The organism is Citreicoccus inhibens, from assembly GCF_019039035.1.
In the GTDB taxonomy this organism is placed as follows: Bacteria; Myxococcota; Myxococcia; order Myxococcales; family Myxococcaceae; genus Citreicoccus; species Citreicoccus inhibens.
In genome coordinates this window covers 204,084-221,483 of the sequence record NZ_JAHNZT010000011.1, presented here as the reverse complement: position 1 = coordinate 221,483, position 17,400 = coordinate 204,084, and the positions used below count along the sequence as shown (strand labels likewise).

At 69.7% G+C, this 17,400-nt stretch carries 12 protein-coding genes; all 12 read left to right on the top strand.

Annotated elements, in window-relative coordinates; all coding sequences use genetic code 11:
- Positions 1–141: 141 nt before the first annotated feature.
- The 12 genes from KRR26_RS16200 (at position 142) to KRR26_RS16145 (ending at position 17,329) form a co-directional block, all read left to right on the top strand.
- A complete protein-coding gene (locus KRR26_RS16200) occupies positions 142–915 on the top strand; it encodes a 2,3-dihydro-2,3-dihydroxybenzoate dehydrogenase (protein WP_217080248.1) in 774 nt (257 codons plus the stop codon).
- Positions 916–979: 64 nt separating this feature from the next.
- The gene (dhbC, locus tag KRR26_RS16195; RefSeq protein ID WP_407931720.1) at positions 980–2,209 is read left to right on the top strand and encodes an isochorismate synthase DhbC; all 1,230 of its coding nucleotides are present in this window, start codon (positions 980–982) and stop codon (positions 2,207–2,209) included.
- Positions 2,206–3,843: a (2,3-dihydroxybenzoyl)adenylate synthase gene (locus KRR26_RS16190; protein ID WP_217080247.1), complete on the top strand. Its 1,638-nt coding sequence runs from the start codon at positions 2,206–2,208 to the stop codon at positions 3,841–3,843. The genes dhbC and KRR26_RS16190 overlap by 4 nt, the downstream gene beginning before the upstream one ends.
- A 17-nt stretch (positions 3,844–3,860) precedes the next feature.
- Positions 3,861–4,760: an isochorismatase family protein gene (locus KRR26_RS16185; RefSeq protein ID WP_217080246.1), complete on the top strand. Its 900-nt coding sequence runs from the start codon at positions 3,861–3,863 to the stop codon at positions 4,758–4,760.
- Positions 4,761–4,779: 19 nt separating this feature from the next.
- The gene (mxcG, locus tag KRR26_RS16180; RefSeq protein WP_217080254.1) at positions 4,780–9,138 is read left to right on the top strand and encodes a myxochelin non-ribosomal peptide synthetase MxcG; all 4,359 of its coding nucleotides are present in this window, start codon (positions 4,780–4,782) and stop codon (positions 9,136–9,138) included.
- On the top strand, positions 9,135–10,511 hold the full coding sequence (locus tag KRR26_RS16175) for a class II 3-deoxy-7-phosphoheptulonate synthase (RefSeq protein ID WP_217080245.1): 1,377 nt from the start codon (positions 9,135–9,137) through the stop codon (positions 10,509–10,511). Before mxcG ends, KRR26_RS16175 begins: the two co-directional genes overlap by 4 nt.
- 15 nt (positions 10,512–10,526) lie before the next feature.
- The gene (gene mxcH / locus KRR26_RS16170) at positions 10,527–12,701 is read left to right on the top strand and encodes a TonB-dependent siderophore myxochelin receptor MxcH (RefSeq protein WP_217080244.1); all 2,175 of its coding nucleotides are present in this window, start codon (positions 10,527–10,529) and stop codon (positions 12,699–12,701) included.
- Between the two features lie 28 nt (positions 12,702–12,729).
- Positions 12,730–13,962, top strand: coding sequence for a hypothetical protein (locus KRR26_RS16165; protein ID WP_217080243.1), 1,233 nt, complete (start codon positions 12,730–12,732; stop codon positions 13,960–13,962).
- 81 nt (positions 13,963–14,043) lie between these two features.
- Positions 14,044–15,270, top strand: coding sequence for a myxochelin export MFS transporter MxcK (gene mxcK / locus KRR26_RS16160; RefSeq protein WP_217080242.1), 1,227 nt, complete (start codon positions 14,044–14,046; stop codon positions 15,268–15,270).
- A 144-nt stretch (positions 15,271–15,414) separates the two neighbouring features.
- Positions 15,415–15,579: a hypothetical protein gene (locus tag KRR26_RS16155; protein WP_328707150.1), complete on the top strand. Its 165-nt coding sequence runs from the start codon at positions 15,415–15,417 to the stop codon at positions 15,577–15,579.
- A gap of 52 nt (positions 15,580–15,631) precedes the next feature.
- Complete coding sequence (locus tag KRR26_RS16150; protein WP_217080241.1) at positions 15,632–16,411, top strand: glutathione S-transferase family protein; 780 nt, start codon at positions 15,632–15,634, stop codon at positions 16,409–16,411.
- Between the two features lie 132 nt (positions 16,412–16,543).
- A complete protein-coding gene (locus tag KRR26_RS16145; RefSeq protein WP_217080240.1) occupies positions 16,544–17,329 on the top strand; it encodes a CPBP family intramembrane glutamic endopeptidase in 786 nt (261 codons plus the stop codon).
- The last annotated feature ends 71 nt before the right edge of the window (positions 17,330–17,400 follow it).

The window sequence follows — 17,400 nt, the reverse complement described above, 5'->3', positions numbered from 1 at the left end:
TGTGACTCCGCGCGTGGGCTTGCTCTTGACACGGTTCGCGGGACGTGGCACTAAGGCGTCCAATATCGATAATGAGAACCATTCTCACTATCCCCACCTCCCAGCCCCGGACGACCCCGGAGAACAGGCGCGCAGCACCCGATGGAACAGAAGACACGCGTGGCCCTCGTCACGGGGGCCGCGCAGGGAATCGGTGCGTCCGTCACTCGGGTGCTCGCCGAGGAAGGCCGCGTTGCCGCCCTGGACCGGAATGCGGAGCGACTGGAGGCCACCGCGCGGGAGCTGCGCGCCCATGGCCTCGACGTCACGGCCTTCGCCGTGGACGTGAGTGACCGTCAGGCGGTGGAGTCCACCATCGAACTCGTCGAGCGGGAGCTGGGTCCCATCGCGGTGCTCGCCAACGTCGCAGGCATACTCCGCGTATCACCCGTCCTCTCAATCACAGATGAGGACTGGGCCGCCACGTTCGCGGTGAATACGCAAGGCGTCTTTCATGTGTCGCGCGCGGTGGCGCAGCGCATGGTGCCACGACGAACGGGTGTCATTGTCACGGTGGGCTCCAATGCTTCTGGAGTTCCCCGGATAGGGATGGCCGCCTATGCCGCCTCCAAAGCGGCCTCGGCGATGTTCACCAAATGTCTGGGATTGGAGCTGGCGCCCCATGGCATCCGCTGCAACATCGTGTCTCCGGGCTCCACCGACACGGCCATGCAGCGCGCGCTCTGGACGGACGAACAAGGGGGGCAGGCGGTCATCGCCGGCACATTGGAGTCGTTCCGCCTCGGCATCCCGCTGGGCCGCATCGCCTCCGCTGACGACATCGCTGAGGCCGTGCGCTTCCTCGCCTCGGACCGCGCGCGCCACATCACCCTGCACGACCTCTGCGTCGACGGTGGCGCCACGCTGGGGGCCTAGCGCTTTCGCGCGCCCATTAATTGAGAATGATTACTAGTTCCAACTTCATGATGGGAGTTCCGCGATGAGGTCGATGGAGCAGCAGGCCCAGGCACCCCGCCTGCTGGCCGCGCAGTTGTTGCAGAGCTACGAGGCGGGCTCGTCGTTCTTCTTCGCGACGCCGCAGCGCACGCTGTTGGCCCGCGGCACCTTCGCGACGGTTCCGTGCTCGGGAGGTCCCGACGCGCTCGCACACCTCCCCTCTCGCGTGGCGGGCGTGCTGCATGACGCGCGGCAGGCGGCGCACGACATCCCCGTTGTCGTGGGCGCGGTGCCCTTCGACGGCTCGGCGCCAGCGCAGCTCGTGGTGCCCATGACCATCCAGCGCGCGGGGCCCTTGGAGTTCGACGCCCAGTCGCCCGCGCACCGCCCGCTCCAGGCGCGCTACACGGTGCGGCCGGTGCCGGAGCCCACCGTCTACCTGGACGGCGTTGCCCAGGCCCTGGAGCTGATGCGCAGCGGTCCCCTGCGCAAGGTCGTGCTGTCGCGCGCGCTCGACCTGGAGGCTGCGGGCCCCATCGATCTCCAGCAGCTCCTGCACAACCTCGCCCGGCGCAACCCCACGGGCTACACGTTCGCGGCGGACCTCCCCATGGCCCGGAGCGGAGGCGCGGACGCGGGGAGGCGGACGTTGATTGGCGCCAGCCCCGAGCTGCTCGTCTCGCGCTCCGGTCTCCAGGTCCTCGCCAATCCCCTGGCGGGCTCGGCCGCGCGGTCCGCGGACCCGGTCGAAGACCAGGCGCGCGCAGACGCCCTGCGCACGTCGCCCAAGGACCTGCACGAGCACGCGGTGGTCATCGACGCCGTCGCGGAGGCGCTGCGCCCGTACTGCACGACGCTGGAGGTGCCCGCGACGCCCTCTCTCGTGAGCACGTCCACGATGTGGCACCTCTCCAGTCGGATCCGCGGTGAGCTGCGAGACCCGGCCATCTCGTCCTTGATGCTGGCCACGGCCCTGCACCCCACTCCGGCCGTGTGTGGTTTCCCCACCCGGCTGGCGCATGAGGCCATCGGACACATCGAGCCCTTCGCGCGGGGCTACTACACCGGCACGGTGGGCTGGTGCGACGCCAGCGGTGACGGCCAGTGGGCGGTTACCATCCGCTGCGCCGAGGCCGACGCACACACGCTCCGACTGTTCGCGGGCGCGGGCATCGTCGCCGGCTCCCGCCCGGAGTCCGAGCTGGCGGAGACCGAGGCGAAGTTCCGCACCATGCTCCAAGCCATGGGCCTGGGCCCCGAGGTGCAGGCGTGAGAGCACCCACCCGCACCGCCATCCTGCCGGGCTGCCCCACCTGGCCCGAGTCATTCGCCACGCGCTATCGCGCCGCGGGCTACTGGAAGGGGGAGACCTTCGGCGAGTTGCTGCGTGCGCGAGCGCGAAGCCACGGCGAGCGCACCGCCGTGGTGTCCGGCTCGCAGCGCTTGAGCTACTCCGAACTCGACGCGCGCGTGGACCAGCTCGCGGCGGGCTTGCATACGTTGGGCATCCGCGCTCGCGACCGCGTCGTGGTGCAGCTCCCCAACGTCGCGGCGTTCCTGGAGGTGTGCTTCGCCCTCTTCCGCTTGGGCGCGCTGCCGGTGTTCGCCCTGCCTGCCCATCGCGGCGCGGAGATTGGCTACTTCTGCGCCTTTACCGAGGCCGTCGCCTACGTCATCCCGGATCTGCATGCGGGGTTCGACTACCGCGTGCTGGCCGAGCAGGTCCGCGCCAAGGCACCGACGTTGCGCCACGTGATTGTGGCGGGAGACGCCGGAGCGTTCATCGGACTGAGCACGCTGTACGCCCCTGCCATCGAGTTGGAGGGCCCACGGGCCCACGACGTGGCGTTCTTCCAGCTCTCGGGCGGGAGCACCGGCGTGCCGAAGCTCATTCCGCGCACGCACGACGACTACCTCTACAGCGTGCGCGCCAGCGCGGACATCTGCGGCCTGGAGGCCTCCAGCGTCTACCTCTGCGCGCTCCCGGTGGCGCACAACTTCCCGCTCAGCTCCCCCGGGGTGCTCGGCGCGCTCCACGCGGGCGCGACGGTCGTGATGTCTCCGAACCCCAGTCCGGACACGGCCTTTCCGCTCATCGAGCGCGAGCGCGTGACCCTCACCGCGTTGGTGCCCCCGCTGGCGATGGTCTGGATGGAGTCCGCCAAGGCCCGCCGGCACGATCTGTCGAGCCTCCGGGTGTTGCAAGTGGGCGGCGCCCGACTGAGCGACGAGGCGGCGAGGCGTGTGCGCCCCATGCTGGGCTGCACGCTCCAGCAGGTCTTCGGCATGGCGGAAGGGCTGGTCAACTACACCCGCCTGGACGACCCCGAGGACCGCATCGTCACCACGCAGGGCCGCCCCATCTCCCCGGACGATGAGGTCCGTGTCGTGGATGACGACGACCGTGACGTGGCCCCCGGAGAGACGGGGCATCTCCTCACGCGAGGCCCCTACACCATCCGCGGCTACTACCAGGCCGAGGAACACAACGCGCGGGCCTTCACTTCGGACGGCTTCTACCGCACCGGAGACCTGGTCCGACGGACCGCGGACGGGCACCTCGTCGTCGAGGGGCGCGCGAAGGATCAGATCAACCGAGGGGGAGACAAGATCGCCGCCGAGGAGATCGAGAACCACCTGCTGGCACACCCCGCGGTCCATGACGCCGCGGTGGTCGCGCTGCCGGACCCATACCTCGGAGAGCGCACCTGCGCGTTCGTCATTCCTCGAGGCACGCCGCCGCACCCCATGTCCCTCACCGCCTTCCTGCGCGAGCGGGGGCTGGCGGCCTTCAAGCTTCCCGACCGCGTCGAGTTCATCGACGCCTTCCCGCAAACCGGCGTCGGCAAGGTCAGCAAGAAAGCGCTGCGCGAGGCCCTCGCGCGTGCCTCGGTCCTGTCGCGCTGAGCAGAAAGGCTCCCACCATGGCGCTTCCCATCATCGCTCCCTATCCCATGCCCGGCGTCGCTGACCTTCCTCGCAACAAGGTCGCTTGGACGCCCGACCCGCGCCGCGCGGTGTTGCTCATCCATGACATGCAGCGCTACTTCGTGGACGTCTTCACGGCGGAGCAGTCCCCCATGAAGGAGCTGATCGCGAACATCCAGCGGCTGCGACAGCGCTGCCTCGCGCTGGGCATCCCCGTCGTCTACTCGGCCCAGCCTGGAGGACAGACCACCGAGCAGCGCGGCCTCCTGCTCGACTTCTGGGGCGCGGGCGTCAGTGACGGCCACCACAAGAAGGACATCATCGACGCGCTCGCTCCGGGCGAGGGAGACATCCGCCTCACCAAGTGGCGCTACAGCGCGTTCCGCAAGACGCCGCTCATGGACATCATGCGCGAGCGAGGCCGCGATCAGATCCTCATCTGCGGCATCTACGCGCACATCGGCTGCCTCCAGACCGCCAGCGATGCCTTCATGAGCGACGTGCGTCCGTTCCTCGTCGCGGATGCCCTGGGGGACTTCTCGCGTGAGCACCACCAGCTCGCGCTGAACTACGCAGCACAGCTCTGTGCGGTGACAGCCACGACGCAGCAGCTCATCGAACAACTCGGCCCCGCGCCCCAGGCCGCGCTGAGCCGAGAGCGGATTCGCGAGGATGTCGCGGAGCTGCTCCAGCAGTCCGCCGCGGACCTGGGCGATGACGACAACCTCCTCGACCGGGGGCTCGACTCCATTCGCATCATGAGCCTGGTGGAGCGGTGGCGGAGCACGGGCGCCGAGGTCACCTTCGTGGACCTGGCGGAGCGACCTTCGCTCACCGAGTGGTTCGGCCTGCTCCGCGCGCCCTCCGCGTCCCCCCACCAAACCCCTTCGGCCTGAGCCCCCCGTGCAATCCACGATGCATGAGTCAGCGCAAACGGGCCTCCCCTTGTCGGCGGCCCAGCAGGGCATCTGGGTGGGCCAACAGCTCGACGTCCGGAGCCCCATCTACAACGCCGGCGAGTGCATCGAGGTGCGCGGCCCGCTCGACATCGAGCACTTCGAGAGTGCGCTCCAGCAGGCCCTGGGTGAAGCGGAGGCGCTTCACGCGCGCTTCAGCGGCCACCCCGAAGGGACGCGCCAGCACCTGCTCCCGCGCGCGGCCGTCATGCTCCGGCGCGTGGACCTGCGTGGCGCCACCGACGCTTGGGCCACCGCGCTGGACTGGATGAATCGGGACCTGCTCCAGACGGTTGACCTGAGCGAGGGTCCCTTGTTCGCAACGGCGCTGCTCCAGGCCGCACCGGATCGCTTCTTCTGGTTCCTGCGCGTGCACCACATCGCGCTGGATGGGTTCGGGTTCTCACTGCTCACGCGCCGCGTGGCGGACCTGTACACGGCCCGGAGGACGGGCCGGGCCGCATCGGGAGGCTTCGGAGCGCTGCGTGGCGTCCTCGACGAAGACCTCGCCTACCAAAGCAGCGCGCAGCGTGAGGCGGATCGCGCGTTCTGGATGGAGCGCTTCGCGGATGGCCTCACGCCCGTCACCCTCACTCCGTCCGCTCCGATGTCCGCCGCGTTCATCCGACGGACCCATCACCTGTCCACCTCCGAGGTGGAGCGACTCCAAGCACTGTCGCGGCGCGAGGGGCTGAGCTGGCCGGACTTGCTGCTCGCCACCGCCGCGGCGTGGATGCATCGCGAGACGACTTCGACGGAGGTCGTGCTGGGCCTGCCCGTCATGGCTCGACTGGGTTCCGCCGCGCTGCGCGTGCCGTGCATGGCCATGAACATCGTGCCCCTGCGCGTGAAGGTGCGGCCCGAGGAGGGACTGCTCGACCTCGCGCGGGGTGTGGCGCACAAGGTCCGCGCCGCGCGTCCGCATCTGCGCTACCGCTATGAGCAGCTTCGACGCGACCTGCGCCGCGTGGGCGGTCAGCGGCGATTGTTTGGCCCCGTGGTCAACATCATGCCGTTCGACTACGGCTTGCGCTTCGATGGCATCCCCGCCATCGCGCACAACGTCTCGGCGGGACCTGTCGAAGACCTCTCCATCGGCGTGTACGCCCGCTCGGATGGCGGTGGGCTCCGCGTGGACTTCGACGCCAACCCCGCGTGCTACCGCGAGGAGACCCTCGCAGCGCATCAACGCGAGTTCCTCCAGCTCTTGGAGGACCTCGTCACGCAGCCCCATCGCCCCAGCGCCCCAGCGCCGAAGCCCCCAGGCCCGCTCTCGCTGCTCGATGGTGGACCACTGCCGTCCGCGCCTCGCGCCGCCATTGCGTGCATCACCGAGCAGGCCCGCCTCCACCCCGATGCGATCGCGGTGGAGCATGGCCCGTACTCGCTCACCTACGAAGCGCTGCTCACGGCCGCGTCAGACATCGCCTCGCAGCTCGTGGCCGCGGGCGCGCGACCCGACACGCCTGTCGCCGTCATGGTGCCCCGGAGCCTGGATGCCATCACGGCCGTGCTCGGCGTCCTCCTCGCCGGAGCGGGCTATCTCCCCATTGATCCCTTCGGCCCCGCCACGCGCACCGCCGCCATCCTCGCGGATGCCGAGCCAGAGCTGATCCTCTCGTTGCTGGAGACGCGCCTGGGACAAGCCACGGGTCCGCTTCCCTTGCGGGGACTGGTCCTCCGTCGGCACAAGGTTGCGCAGCCACGCCCCCCGTCACCGCGGGAGGCAGACGAGCGTCTGGCCTACGTCATCTACACCTCGGGCTCCACGGGCCAGCCCAATGGCGTGGAGGTCACCCAGGGCTCGCTCGCCCACTTCGTCGCGGGAGCCACGCAGCGGTACGGCGTGAGCGCCAAGGATCGCGTGCTCCAGTTCGCGCCGCTCCACTTCGACGCGAGCGTGGAGGAGCTCTTCCTCACGCTCTGCTCGGGCGCGCGGCTGGTGCTCCGCACTGACGCGATGCTCCAGTCCGTGCCGCGACTCCTGGAGGCCTGCGCCGAGCGCGACATCACCGTGCTCGATCTGCCCACCGCGTTCTGGCACGAACTGGCCTACGCGGTCTCCACGGGAGCTGTTGTCCTCCCGCCCTCACTCCGCACCGTCATCATCGGAGGCGAGGCCGCGCTGCCCGAGCGTGTGGCGCGCTGGCGCGACACCGTGCCGCCCTCCGTGCAGCTCCTCAACACCTATGGCCCCACCGAAGCCACGGTCGTGGCCACGTGCGCGCTGCTGGGCGTTCCGGGCAGTGCGGCGGCGGATCCTGGCATCTCCATCGGGCTCCCGCTTCCCGGCGTTCGCGTCGCGCTGGTGGACGCGCATGGCACCGTCGTCCCCCGCGGAGATGAGGGCGAGCTGTACCTCCTGGGCGGAGGACTCGCGCGTGGATACCTCGGACGGGACGCGCTCACCTCGGCGCGCTTCGTCCAGCTCGAATCTCTTCCGGGCGCGCCACGCGCCTATCGGACGGGCGATCGCGCACGGATGCGTGAAGACGGACAGCTCGTGTTCGTGGGGCGCGTGGACGACGAGTTCAAGATCTCCGGCCACCGCATCGCCCCCGCCGAGGTGGAGTCCGTCCTCCTCACCCACCCCGAAGTCCAAGCCGTCGCCGTGGTGGGACAGCTCCTCCCCAGCGGTGCACGCCGACTCTGCGCGCAAGTGGTCGCCCATGCCCCCGCCCCCACCGCGGCGGCCTTGCGCGACCACGTCCGAGCCCGGCTGCCCGCGCCCATGGTCCCGGGCGCGCTCGTCTTCGTGGAGTCCCTGCCGCGCACGAGCACCGGGAAGATCGATCGCGCGGCCCTCCTCCGCGCCTTTCCGGTCGAGGACCCGACCTTCACGGAAGAGACCACCGCGATGGAGCGGCGCGTGCTCGAAGTCTGGGAGCAGGTCCTCGGCATGCGAGGCGCTTCGCCACGCGATGACTTCTTCGACCTCGGCGGCCAGTCCCTCCAGAGCATTCAGGTCGCGAACCGCCTGAGCATCCTTCTCGGGCGCGAGGTGCCCGTCTCCACCGTCTTCCGGCACCCCACCGCGGCAGCGCTCGCCATGGCGCTCGAGCACGGTGAGTCCAATGCGCCCCGAGCAGCGGGGCTCCCCGCGTCACTCCTCGCGGATGCCGCGCTGCCCGAGGACATCGTGCCCGCGCAGCCCACGGCCACATCGGGGCCGCCTCGGTGCATCCTGCTCACGGGGGCCAGCGGCTTCGTGGGCGCGCACCTCCTGAACCAGCTCCTCCAGCGCACCGACGCGCGCATCCTCTGCCCGGTGCGCGCGAGAGACACCTCGCATGCGATGGAGCGACTCCAGGCCGGACTGACTGCTCAGCGGCTCGTGCCGCGGGGGCTGCACGCTCGGGTCGTCGCCCTTCCCGCGGACCTGACCCAGCCCCACCTCGGACTGGAGCGCTCCCGCTTCGATGCGCTCGCGCAGGAGTGTGACGCCATCCTCCACAACGCGGCCGTCGTCAGCGTCGTCCGCGAGTACAGCAGCCTCCAGGCCGCCAACGTGCGCGGCACGCGCGAGCTGCTTCGGCTGGCCGTGACCGGACGCACCAAGCCCTTCCACCACGTGTCCACGCTGGCGGTCGCGCCGCCGCGAGACCTCCACCCCGAAGTGCCCGAGGCGTTCGTGCCCGCCCACGAGGGGCTGCGCGACGGCTATCAACAGAGCAAGTGGGTGGCGGAGCGACTCGTGGAGCAGGCCGGTGCTCGCGGGCTCCCGGTCAACGTGTACCGCCTGGGCCGCGTCGTGGGCGCGCCGGACACTGCCCTGGTCAACCCGCAGGACCTCGTGTGGCGCATCCTGCTCGCGGGGATTCCCGTGGGCGCGCTGCCGCAGCTCGACCTGGGTGAGACCTGGACGCCGGTGGACTACGTGGCGAAGGCGGTGGTCCAGCTCGTCCACGAGCCGCGCCCCGGCACGGTCTTCAACCTCGCGCCCATGCCCGAGGTTCGCCTGCCCGAGCTGTTCACGTGGGTCCGGGAGTTCGGCTACCCCATCGAGCTGTGCTCCGTCCCTGAATGGAGCGCGCGCGTGGCAAAGCACTCCCGCTCCCCTGAGCACGACTCCACGCTCGCGTTCTTCGATCTGCGCTCGGGCGATGAACGGCCCGCGCTCGGATGGGGGGCGATCCGCGCGGAGCAGCTCCTCGCCGCGCTGGCGAAGACGGACATCACCTGCCCACCCGCGGACCGCGCCCTGCTTCACCGCTACCTCGACACCTGCGTCGCGCAAGGCCTGCTGCTCCCACCGGCCCGCATGTGGGACCTCGCGCCTTCTCGCTCCGCTCCCCGCTCTGAGACGACCGCCACGTGATGAACCGAAACTGGACCCCTCGCTCGTGGCGGGAGAAGCCCGCGGGCTACATGCCGGATGACTATCCGGACCTCCGAGCGCTGCGGCGCACCGAGGAGGAGCTCGCGCGCCTTCCGCCGCTGGTCTTCCCCAACGACGCACGCCGCCTGACCACCGCCCTGGCCCGCGTCACCGAGGGCAAGGCGCTGCTGCTCCAGGGCGGGGACTGCGCGGAGAGCTTCAAGGAGTTCACCACCGACAACATCCGGGACACCTTCCGGCTCATCGTCCAGATGGCGCTGGTGCTGACCTTCGCGGGCGGACGTCCCGTCGTGCGCGTCGGGCGCATCGCGGGCCAATTCGCCAAACCGCGCTCGAGCCCCCTGGAGACGCAGGGCGGCCTCACCCTGCCCAGCTATCGCGGCGACATCATCAACGGCATGGAGTTCACCGCCGAGGCGCGCACGCCCGATCCCCGGCGACTCCTCCAGGCCTATCACCAGTCCTCGGCCACGCTGAACCTGGTGCGAGCATTCTCCCAAGGCAGCTACGCGGACCTCTGCGAACTCCACCGCTGGACGCTCGACTTCGTCGCCGCGAGCCCCCACAGCGAGCGCTATCGCGAGCTGGCGGACAAGGTCTTCGAGTCGCTGTGCTTCATGCAGGCGCTCGGCCTCCCGTCGGAGTCGCCGCCCGTGCTCGGCCCCGTGGATGTCTTCACCAGCCACGAGGCCCTCCTCCTCAACTTCGAGGAGGCGATGACCCGCGCCGACCTCGCGTCCGGAGAGTGGTTCGATCTCTCCGCGCACATGTTGTGGGTGGGCGAGCGCACCCGACAGCTCGACGGTGCCCATGTGGAGTTCCTCCGCGGCATCAAGAATCCCATCGGGCTCAAGTGTGGCCCCACCATGTCGCCGGACGAACTGTTGCGCCTCATGGATGTCTTGAACCCGCAGGGCATCGCGGGGCGCCTCACGCTCATCGGGCGCTTCGGCGCGGAGTCCGTCGCGGAGCGACTGCCGGCCCTGATGGCCGCCACGCGCCAGGATGGACGCCCCGTCATCTGGTCCATCGACCCGATGCACGGCAACACCCACAAGGCGGGCAACGGATACAAGACGCGCGCCTTCGACAGCATCGTCTCCGAGGTGACGTCCTTCCTGGAGATCGCCGCGGGCGAGGGCGTACACCCAGGCGGGCTCCACCTCGAGATGACGGGCCAGAATGTCACCGAGTGCCTGGGCGGCTCGCTCCCCGTCACCGAGGCGGACCTGTCCAGTCGCTACCACACCCACTGCGATCCCCGACTCAACGCGGACCAGGCCCTCCAGCTCGCCTTCGTCGTCGCGGACACGCTGCATTCCCAACGGGACCCTCGCGCCCGCGCCGCCTGAGCGCCCGGGTTCCTCATGCCTCCCGCCCCCTCTCGTGCCATGGCGCCCCATGCCCGCGGCCTCGCCCTCCTCCTGCTACTCGCGACGAGCGTGGCCCAGGGTCAGGCCACCTCCGCGCCCGACGATCCCGTGCTGGAGCCCCCCGCGGACGAGGTCATCGAGGTCAACGTGGAGGGCGTCTCGCCCGAGGAGCGCATGCGCCAGTCCGCCGAGGCGGTGCGCGTCATCGACCTTCGGGACATCCAGCGAGAGGCCGTCGACCTGGGACAGGCCCTCTCACGCACCGAGGGCGTAGGCGTCCGTCGCGCGGGGGGGCTCGGCAGCCGGGCGCGCTTCTCGCTCGCGGGCCTCTCGGATGATCAGGTCCGCTTCTTCGTGGACGGCGTGCCGTTGGAGCTTGCCGGACTGGGGCCCGACTTCGCGAACGTGCCCGTCAACCTCGTCCAACGCCTGGAGGTCTATCAAGGCGTGGTGCCCATCCGCTTCGGCGCGGACGCCCTGGGTGGCGCGGTCAACATCGTCACCACCGAGGAGATCCAAGGCACGCACGCCTCGGCGTCCTACGAGCTGGGCTCCTTCGCGACCCATCGCCTCACCTTGAGCGGGCGACACCTGGGTGAGTCCTCGGGCTTCTTCGTCCGCGCCACGGGTTACTTCGACCGCTCGCCCAACGACTACCGCATCCGAGTCCAGGTCCCCGATGAGCAGGGGCGTCTGGTGTTGACCCAGGTGTCCCGCTTCCACGACGGCTTCCGCGCCGGCGGCGGCGCCATCGAAGCAGGTGTCATCGATCGACCGTGGGCGCATCGACTCCTCCTGCGCGTCTTCCTCGGCGACGCGAGCAAGGAGATCCAACACGACGCCACCATGCAGATCCCCTTCGGGGACGTGGACTCCGGCAATCGCTCCGCGGGCGCGACGCTGCGCTTCGATCGAGCGCTCGGTGACTCGATCGTCGCGGAGGTGGTGGGGGGCTACGTCCACCGGCAGGCCCGGTTCGTCGATCTCGGCCGGTGCGCCTATGACTGGTTCGGGCAGTGCGTCGTGGAGCTGCCACAGGCCGGAGAGATGCTCGCGGGCGGAGTCGATCGCTCCGTGCGGCAACACACCGGGTTCGCGCGAGCACACCTCGAATGGACGCCCGCGCCGGAGCACGCCGTGCGCCTCTCGCTCGCGCCCACGGTGGTGAGCCGCTCCGGCGAGGACCGGGCCCTGCGCGAACGCGGCCAGTTGGATCCGCTCACCGGGGCCCGGGAGATGACGACCCTGGTGGTGGGCCTCGAGTACGAGCGTGACGCGCTCGACGGACGCTTGGAGAACATCGCGTTCGCCAAGGACTACCTCCAACACATGGCCGCGGACCGCCTGCTGCCGAGCAACGTCTTCACCCCGGCGCGGCAGCGCCATCACTCCATCGGCGTGGGTGACAGCCTTCGATACCGCCTGTCGTCCACGCTGCTCGCGAAGGTGTCCTACGAACGGGCCACCCGGCTTCCCCCGCCCGATGCGGTCTTCGGCGACGGCGTCCTCATCGGCGACAACCTCGACCTGAAGCCAGAGACGAGCCACAACCTCAACCTCGAGCTGAGCGCGGACCTGCCCGACACGCCGTATGGCGCCTTCCGCGGCAGCGTCATGGGCTTTGGACGGTTGGCGGATCAGCTCATCGTCCTGCTCGGCGACCAGGGCTACTTCACGCATCGCAACGTGCTCTCCGCGCGATGCGTCGGCGCGGCGGGGGCTCTCGGCTGGACGTCCGTCGGGCAACACGTGGCCCTGGACACGAACATCACGTGGCAGGACCTGCGCGCGACGTCGAGCGAGGGCGCCTTCGGAACCTTCGACGGGCAGCGGATCCCCAACCGCCCGAGCCTGCTGGCCCACGCGGGCGTGCGGCTCCAATGGCCTGGGCTCCTCCGAGACACCGACGAGCTCTCGCTCTCGTGGCACAGCCGCTACATCCACGCCTTCTTTCGAGCCTGGGAGCGACTGGGCATCGAGAGCAGCAAGCAGCGCGTCGATGCGCAGCTGCTGCACTCGATGGCGCTCACCTACGTGCTCCGCGCCACCGCCGGGACCGTGAGCTGGACGTTCGACGTCCAGAACCTGACCGACGCGACCGCCGTCGACTTCTACGGCGTCCAGCGACCGGGCCGCGCGCTCTCGCTGAAGGTCGTCGCCGAGTTCTAGCCACCCCACACCCCTGAAAGGGCATCGCATGAAAGTCGTCCCGGTCCTCCGCATCCCCCGTCTCCTCTGCCTGGCATTCGCGGCCGGCCTGCTCGCCGCCTGCGGTGACGACAAGCCAACCACGCCCAACGAGAACCCATCCGACACGCCGCTCTATGCGGTCATCACGCAGGTCAACACGTCGGATGGCTCGCAGAGCTACGTGGCCCTCACCGACAAGCTGGACCTCGACGCGCCCCTGGCGCTGGACAAGGCCATCGAGGTGCCCGGCCGCGCGCTCGGCTCGGGCATCCCCAAGTCCCGCTCGGTCTACGTGAGCAGCAGCGAGGGCGCCGTCGTCACCCGCTATACGCTGACGGACTCCGGCACGCTGAAGGAGGACGGCACCGTCAGCTTCGCGCGCCAGGGCGTCTCGTCCATCGGCGAGTACCAGAACCAGTTCCAGTTCGTCTCTGCCACCAAGGCCTACTACTTCGACGGCCGCACCGCGCAGGTCATCCTCTGGAACCCCACGGACATGACGGTGATTCGCGCCATCGACATCCGTGGCATCAACGTGGATGGCGCGACCACCACGTTCGCCACCGCGCCCATTCGCCTGGAGAACCGCATCATCATGCCGCTGGGCTGGCGGCCGTCCATGAGCGTGGGCATCACCCCGCAGGCGGGCGTCGTCGTCGTCGACACGCGAGAGGACACCGCGCAGGTGGTGGTCGACAAGCGCTGCGGCTATGCGCGCGACGGCGTCATCGCCCCCGACGGCAAGGTCTACCTGGCGACCGAGGCCTATGCCGCGGCCGTCTACCGCGTCTCCTCGGCCTCGGCCCCGGCGCCCTGCCTGCTCCGCTTCGACCCCACGACGTCGCAGTTCGACGCCGACTTCTACAAGGAGCTGTCGTCGCTGACGGGCGGCGCCGCCACGGGCTCGCTCCTGCGCGGGCCGACGGGGAGCGCGTACCTGCGCGTCCTGGATGAGACGCTCGCCCCGGTGTCGCCCACCACCAATCCGCGCGCGCTCGCCAGCGCTTCGGCGTGGACCTGGTGGCAGCTCGACCTGGGGGCGCTGAGCGCCAAGAAGGTCTCCACGCTCCCGGCCACCACCGGCAGCACGTTCCTCTTCGACATCGCGGACAACCGCACGCTCTACACCGAGTTCACCAACAGCTCGTCCACGACGAACTTCCGCGAGCTGTCCGGTCAGGGCGGCAAGGTGACGGCCACGACACAGGGCCTCACGTTCTCGATGCTCCAGATCCGCTGACCCGCGACACCGCGCCCACGCGCGGCCTCGCGTGGGCACGGACCCCGTCCCCTCTCCTTCCTTCACGTTCGGAGTCCATCGATGTCGAGCGCGCAAACGCCCCCGCGTCAGGAACGCCGCCTGCTCTGGCTGCTGGCCGCGTTGCAGTTCACCCACCTCATGGACTTCATGGTCGTGATGCCCTTGGGACCGGAGCTGATGCACCGGTTCCACATCTCCACGTCCCAGTTCGGCACCGTGGTCGCGGCCTACACACTGGCGTCCGCCGCGATGGGAGTGCCGGGCCTGTTCTGGTTGGATCGCTTCGACCGCAAGCACACGCTGCTCGCGCTCTATGGCGCGTTCATCGTGGCCACGCTGGCCTGCGGGGCGGCGCCCTCCCATGCCGCGCTCCTGGCGGCGCGCACGTTGGCGGGCGCCTGCGCGGGGCTGATGAGCGCGGTCCTGATGTCCATCATCGCGGACGTGATTCCACCCGAGCGGCGCGGACGCGCCATTGGCACGGTGATGATGTCGCTGGGACTGTCCGCCGTCGTCGGGGTGCCGGTGGGGCTCGGCCTCGCCACTCGCCTGGGCTGGAACGCGCCGTTCTGGACCCTTGGCGGACTCGCCACCGGGGTCTGGCTCTGCCTGGCGCGCGTACTGCCCCCCATTCGTCGACACCTCGCGCCGTCCGCATCGCAATCCAAGCCACCGTCGCTCGCCGCGCTCGCCTCGCCGGAGCTGGCGTGGGGCTGGCTGCTGACCTTCACGGTGGTGTTCGCCAGCTTCCTGCTCATCCCGTACCTGGGCACGTACATGGTCGGGAACGTGGGCCTGAGGCAGACAGACCTGCCCATCGTCTACCTGTGCGGTGGCGTGGCCACGCTGCTCGCCGCGCGCGGGGTGGGCCACCTCACCGACCGCTGGGGCCCCGGCTGGGTGCTGACCGCGCTGCTGCTCGGCACGCTGGCGCCGCACCTGACGTTCACTCACTTGGGACCGTCACCCTTGCCGTGGGTGTCCGCTGTCTTCGCCGTGTTCATGGCGGTGACGTCCACGCGAGCCATTCCCACCCTCGCGCTCGTGTCGATGCGCGTGCCGCCCGCGCTGCGCGGACGCTTCATGGCCATGAACATGGCCGCGAGCGACGCCGCGTCCGGCCTCGCGGCCTGGGCCAGCGGCGCGCTCATCGCCACGACGCCCGAGGGCGCGCTCATCGGCTTCGACGGCGTGGGCTGGCTCGCCGCGACCGTGACCCTGTGCGCGCTCGGCATCCTGTGGACGCTGGGCCGCTCCACCGTGGCGCTGGGGGCCACGGCTTCTTGACTTCACTCTGACCTGGAGAATCCCGTGGATGCCATCGCAATGGCACGACCACTTCAGGTTCGACACGCCTGAGCAAGCTGAAGCGACCTCCAAGTCTCCACGACCTTCGGAGCCGAGCTGCTGTCACTGGCCGTGTGTCAGGCCGTGCTCCAGGACTCCCCCTTCCAGGCCGGCATGGCGCGCCGAGGCATCCTCCTGCGCCGCGACGTCAACTTCTCCAGCGCCGCGCACACACCGGAGCAGATCGACTACACCATCGAGATGGCGGGCGAGGTGGTGGAGTCCCTGCGCGCCGCCACCGCGAGTTGACCGGCCGAACCGCTACCCTCGGTGAACCCGCTGACATAGGTTCCTCATTCCTATGCGCACGCTCGCGGGACTTCACTACTCGCCCTGGACCGAAAAGGCTCGCTGGGCCCTGGATCATCACCGGCTCGACTACACGTACCGAGAGCACTCGCCCATGCTGGGTGAGTTCTGGCTGCGACGACACACGCAGCCCGGTCAGCGCCCCACCGTCCCGCTCTTCCTGGACGCGGAGCGCTCCACCACCGGCTCCATCGCCATCGCTCGGCGCGCGGAGGCGCTGAGCCCTGGCACCGAGCCGCTGTTCCCCGCCAGCGCCGCCGCCACCATCGAGCACTGGGAGGGCATCAGCGATCGCGTCCTCGCCACGGGCCGCGCCTACATCCTCACGCGCATCGCCAAGAACAAGCGGGCCCAGGCGGAGGCCTTGCCCGGCTTCGTCCCCAACTGGATGCGGCCGGCGTTCGCCCCCATGGCCCACATGGGCGTGAGCTTCATCGCGCGCAAGCACCAGGTCCCCGCGGAGGGGGAAGCAGTCGTCCAGCAGGCCGCCGTCCCGGCCTTCGATGAGCTTCGCGCCGCGCTCGGTGGTCGGCCGTACCTCGCGGATCGCTTCACCTACGCGGACGTCACGGCCTCCGTGATGCTCCAGTTCGTGCGCCCCGTGGCGTCCCGGCACCTGGAGCTGAAGCCTGGAACGCGCGAGGCCTGGAATCACGAAGCGCTCGCCCAGGCATACCCAGACCTGCTGGCCTGGCGCGACGCGCTCTATGACAAGCATCGCCGTCCCACCCCGAGCCTCGGGGAGACAGGGAAGAAGAGCGCCCTGGGGTGAACACCCAGCTCACCCTCTGGTGCGATGTCTGGCGTTTCGCTTGACACTCATTGACAGCCCTTGCCAGCGTTCCGGCCGGCAAGGGCTGGCGCCCCGCGTGAATGTCTTTCACGGCGCCCGCGGGGGTGGCGCATGGATGTCGGACCGCTGTCCTGGCGTCCCGAGTACCGCACGCCCCTCATCGTCCTGGTGATGGGCACCCTCGCCTTCCCCCTCAGCTACTTCGCCACCAGCATCTCCGTCTTCCGCGCGCTGCTGACGCGCATCGGCTGGGCAGGCGAGAAGCTCGCGGGGGGGAGCGTCTTCCTGTCCCGGCTCGTGAGCGGAGTCCTCCTGGGGCTGGTCCCCTTGTTGCTCGTGCGCGCGCTGCTCCCCGGCAACGAGCACGACTTCGGACTCACCCTCACGCGTCCGGGCTGGAGTCTCCTCTTCACCGCCGGAGGCATCGCCGCGGCGCTCTCGGCCGAGTACCTCGGCTACCGCGTCTGGCCCGCCGCCTTCGCGCTGTACCCTGAAATCAAGGTGTCACCGCCCTGGCCTGTTCAGCTCCACGCCCTCAACCTCCTGGGCTGGATGCTCTATCTGGCGGGCTATGAGTTGCTCTTCCGAGGTCTCATGCTCTTCCCGCTCGCACGCGCATTCGGGAGCTGGCCCGCCATCGCCATCACCACCGCGCTGTACGCGTATGCGCATGTCCCCAAGAGTCCCCAGGAGACGGTCTCCACCTTCCTGCTTGGGTATTACTTCGGGGCCGCGGCGCTCTTCACGGACTCCATCGTGAGCCCGTTCCTCATCCATGTCCTCATTGCCTGCTCATCGGAAGGCTTCGCATTGCTCGCGATGCGCCGCGGTGCTCGACGGTCAATCGCCCTCGGGGGCAACCCGCCGTTATCGAGCACGCGCCTTCCGCCGTCATGAGACGCCGTGTTCAACACCTCCCAGATCCACCCAAAAGACTCACAAGCACAGGCCAACACCTTGCATCACGC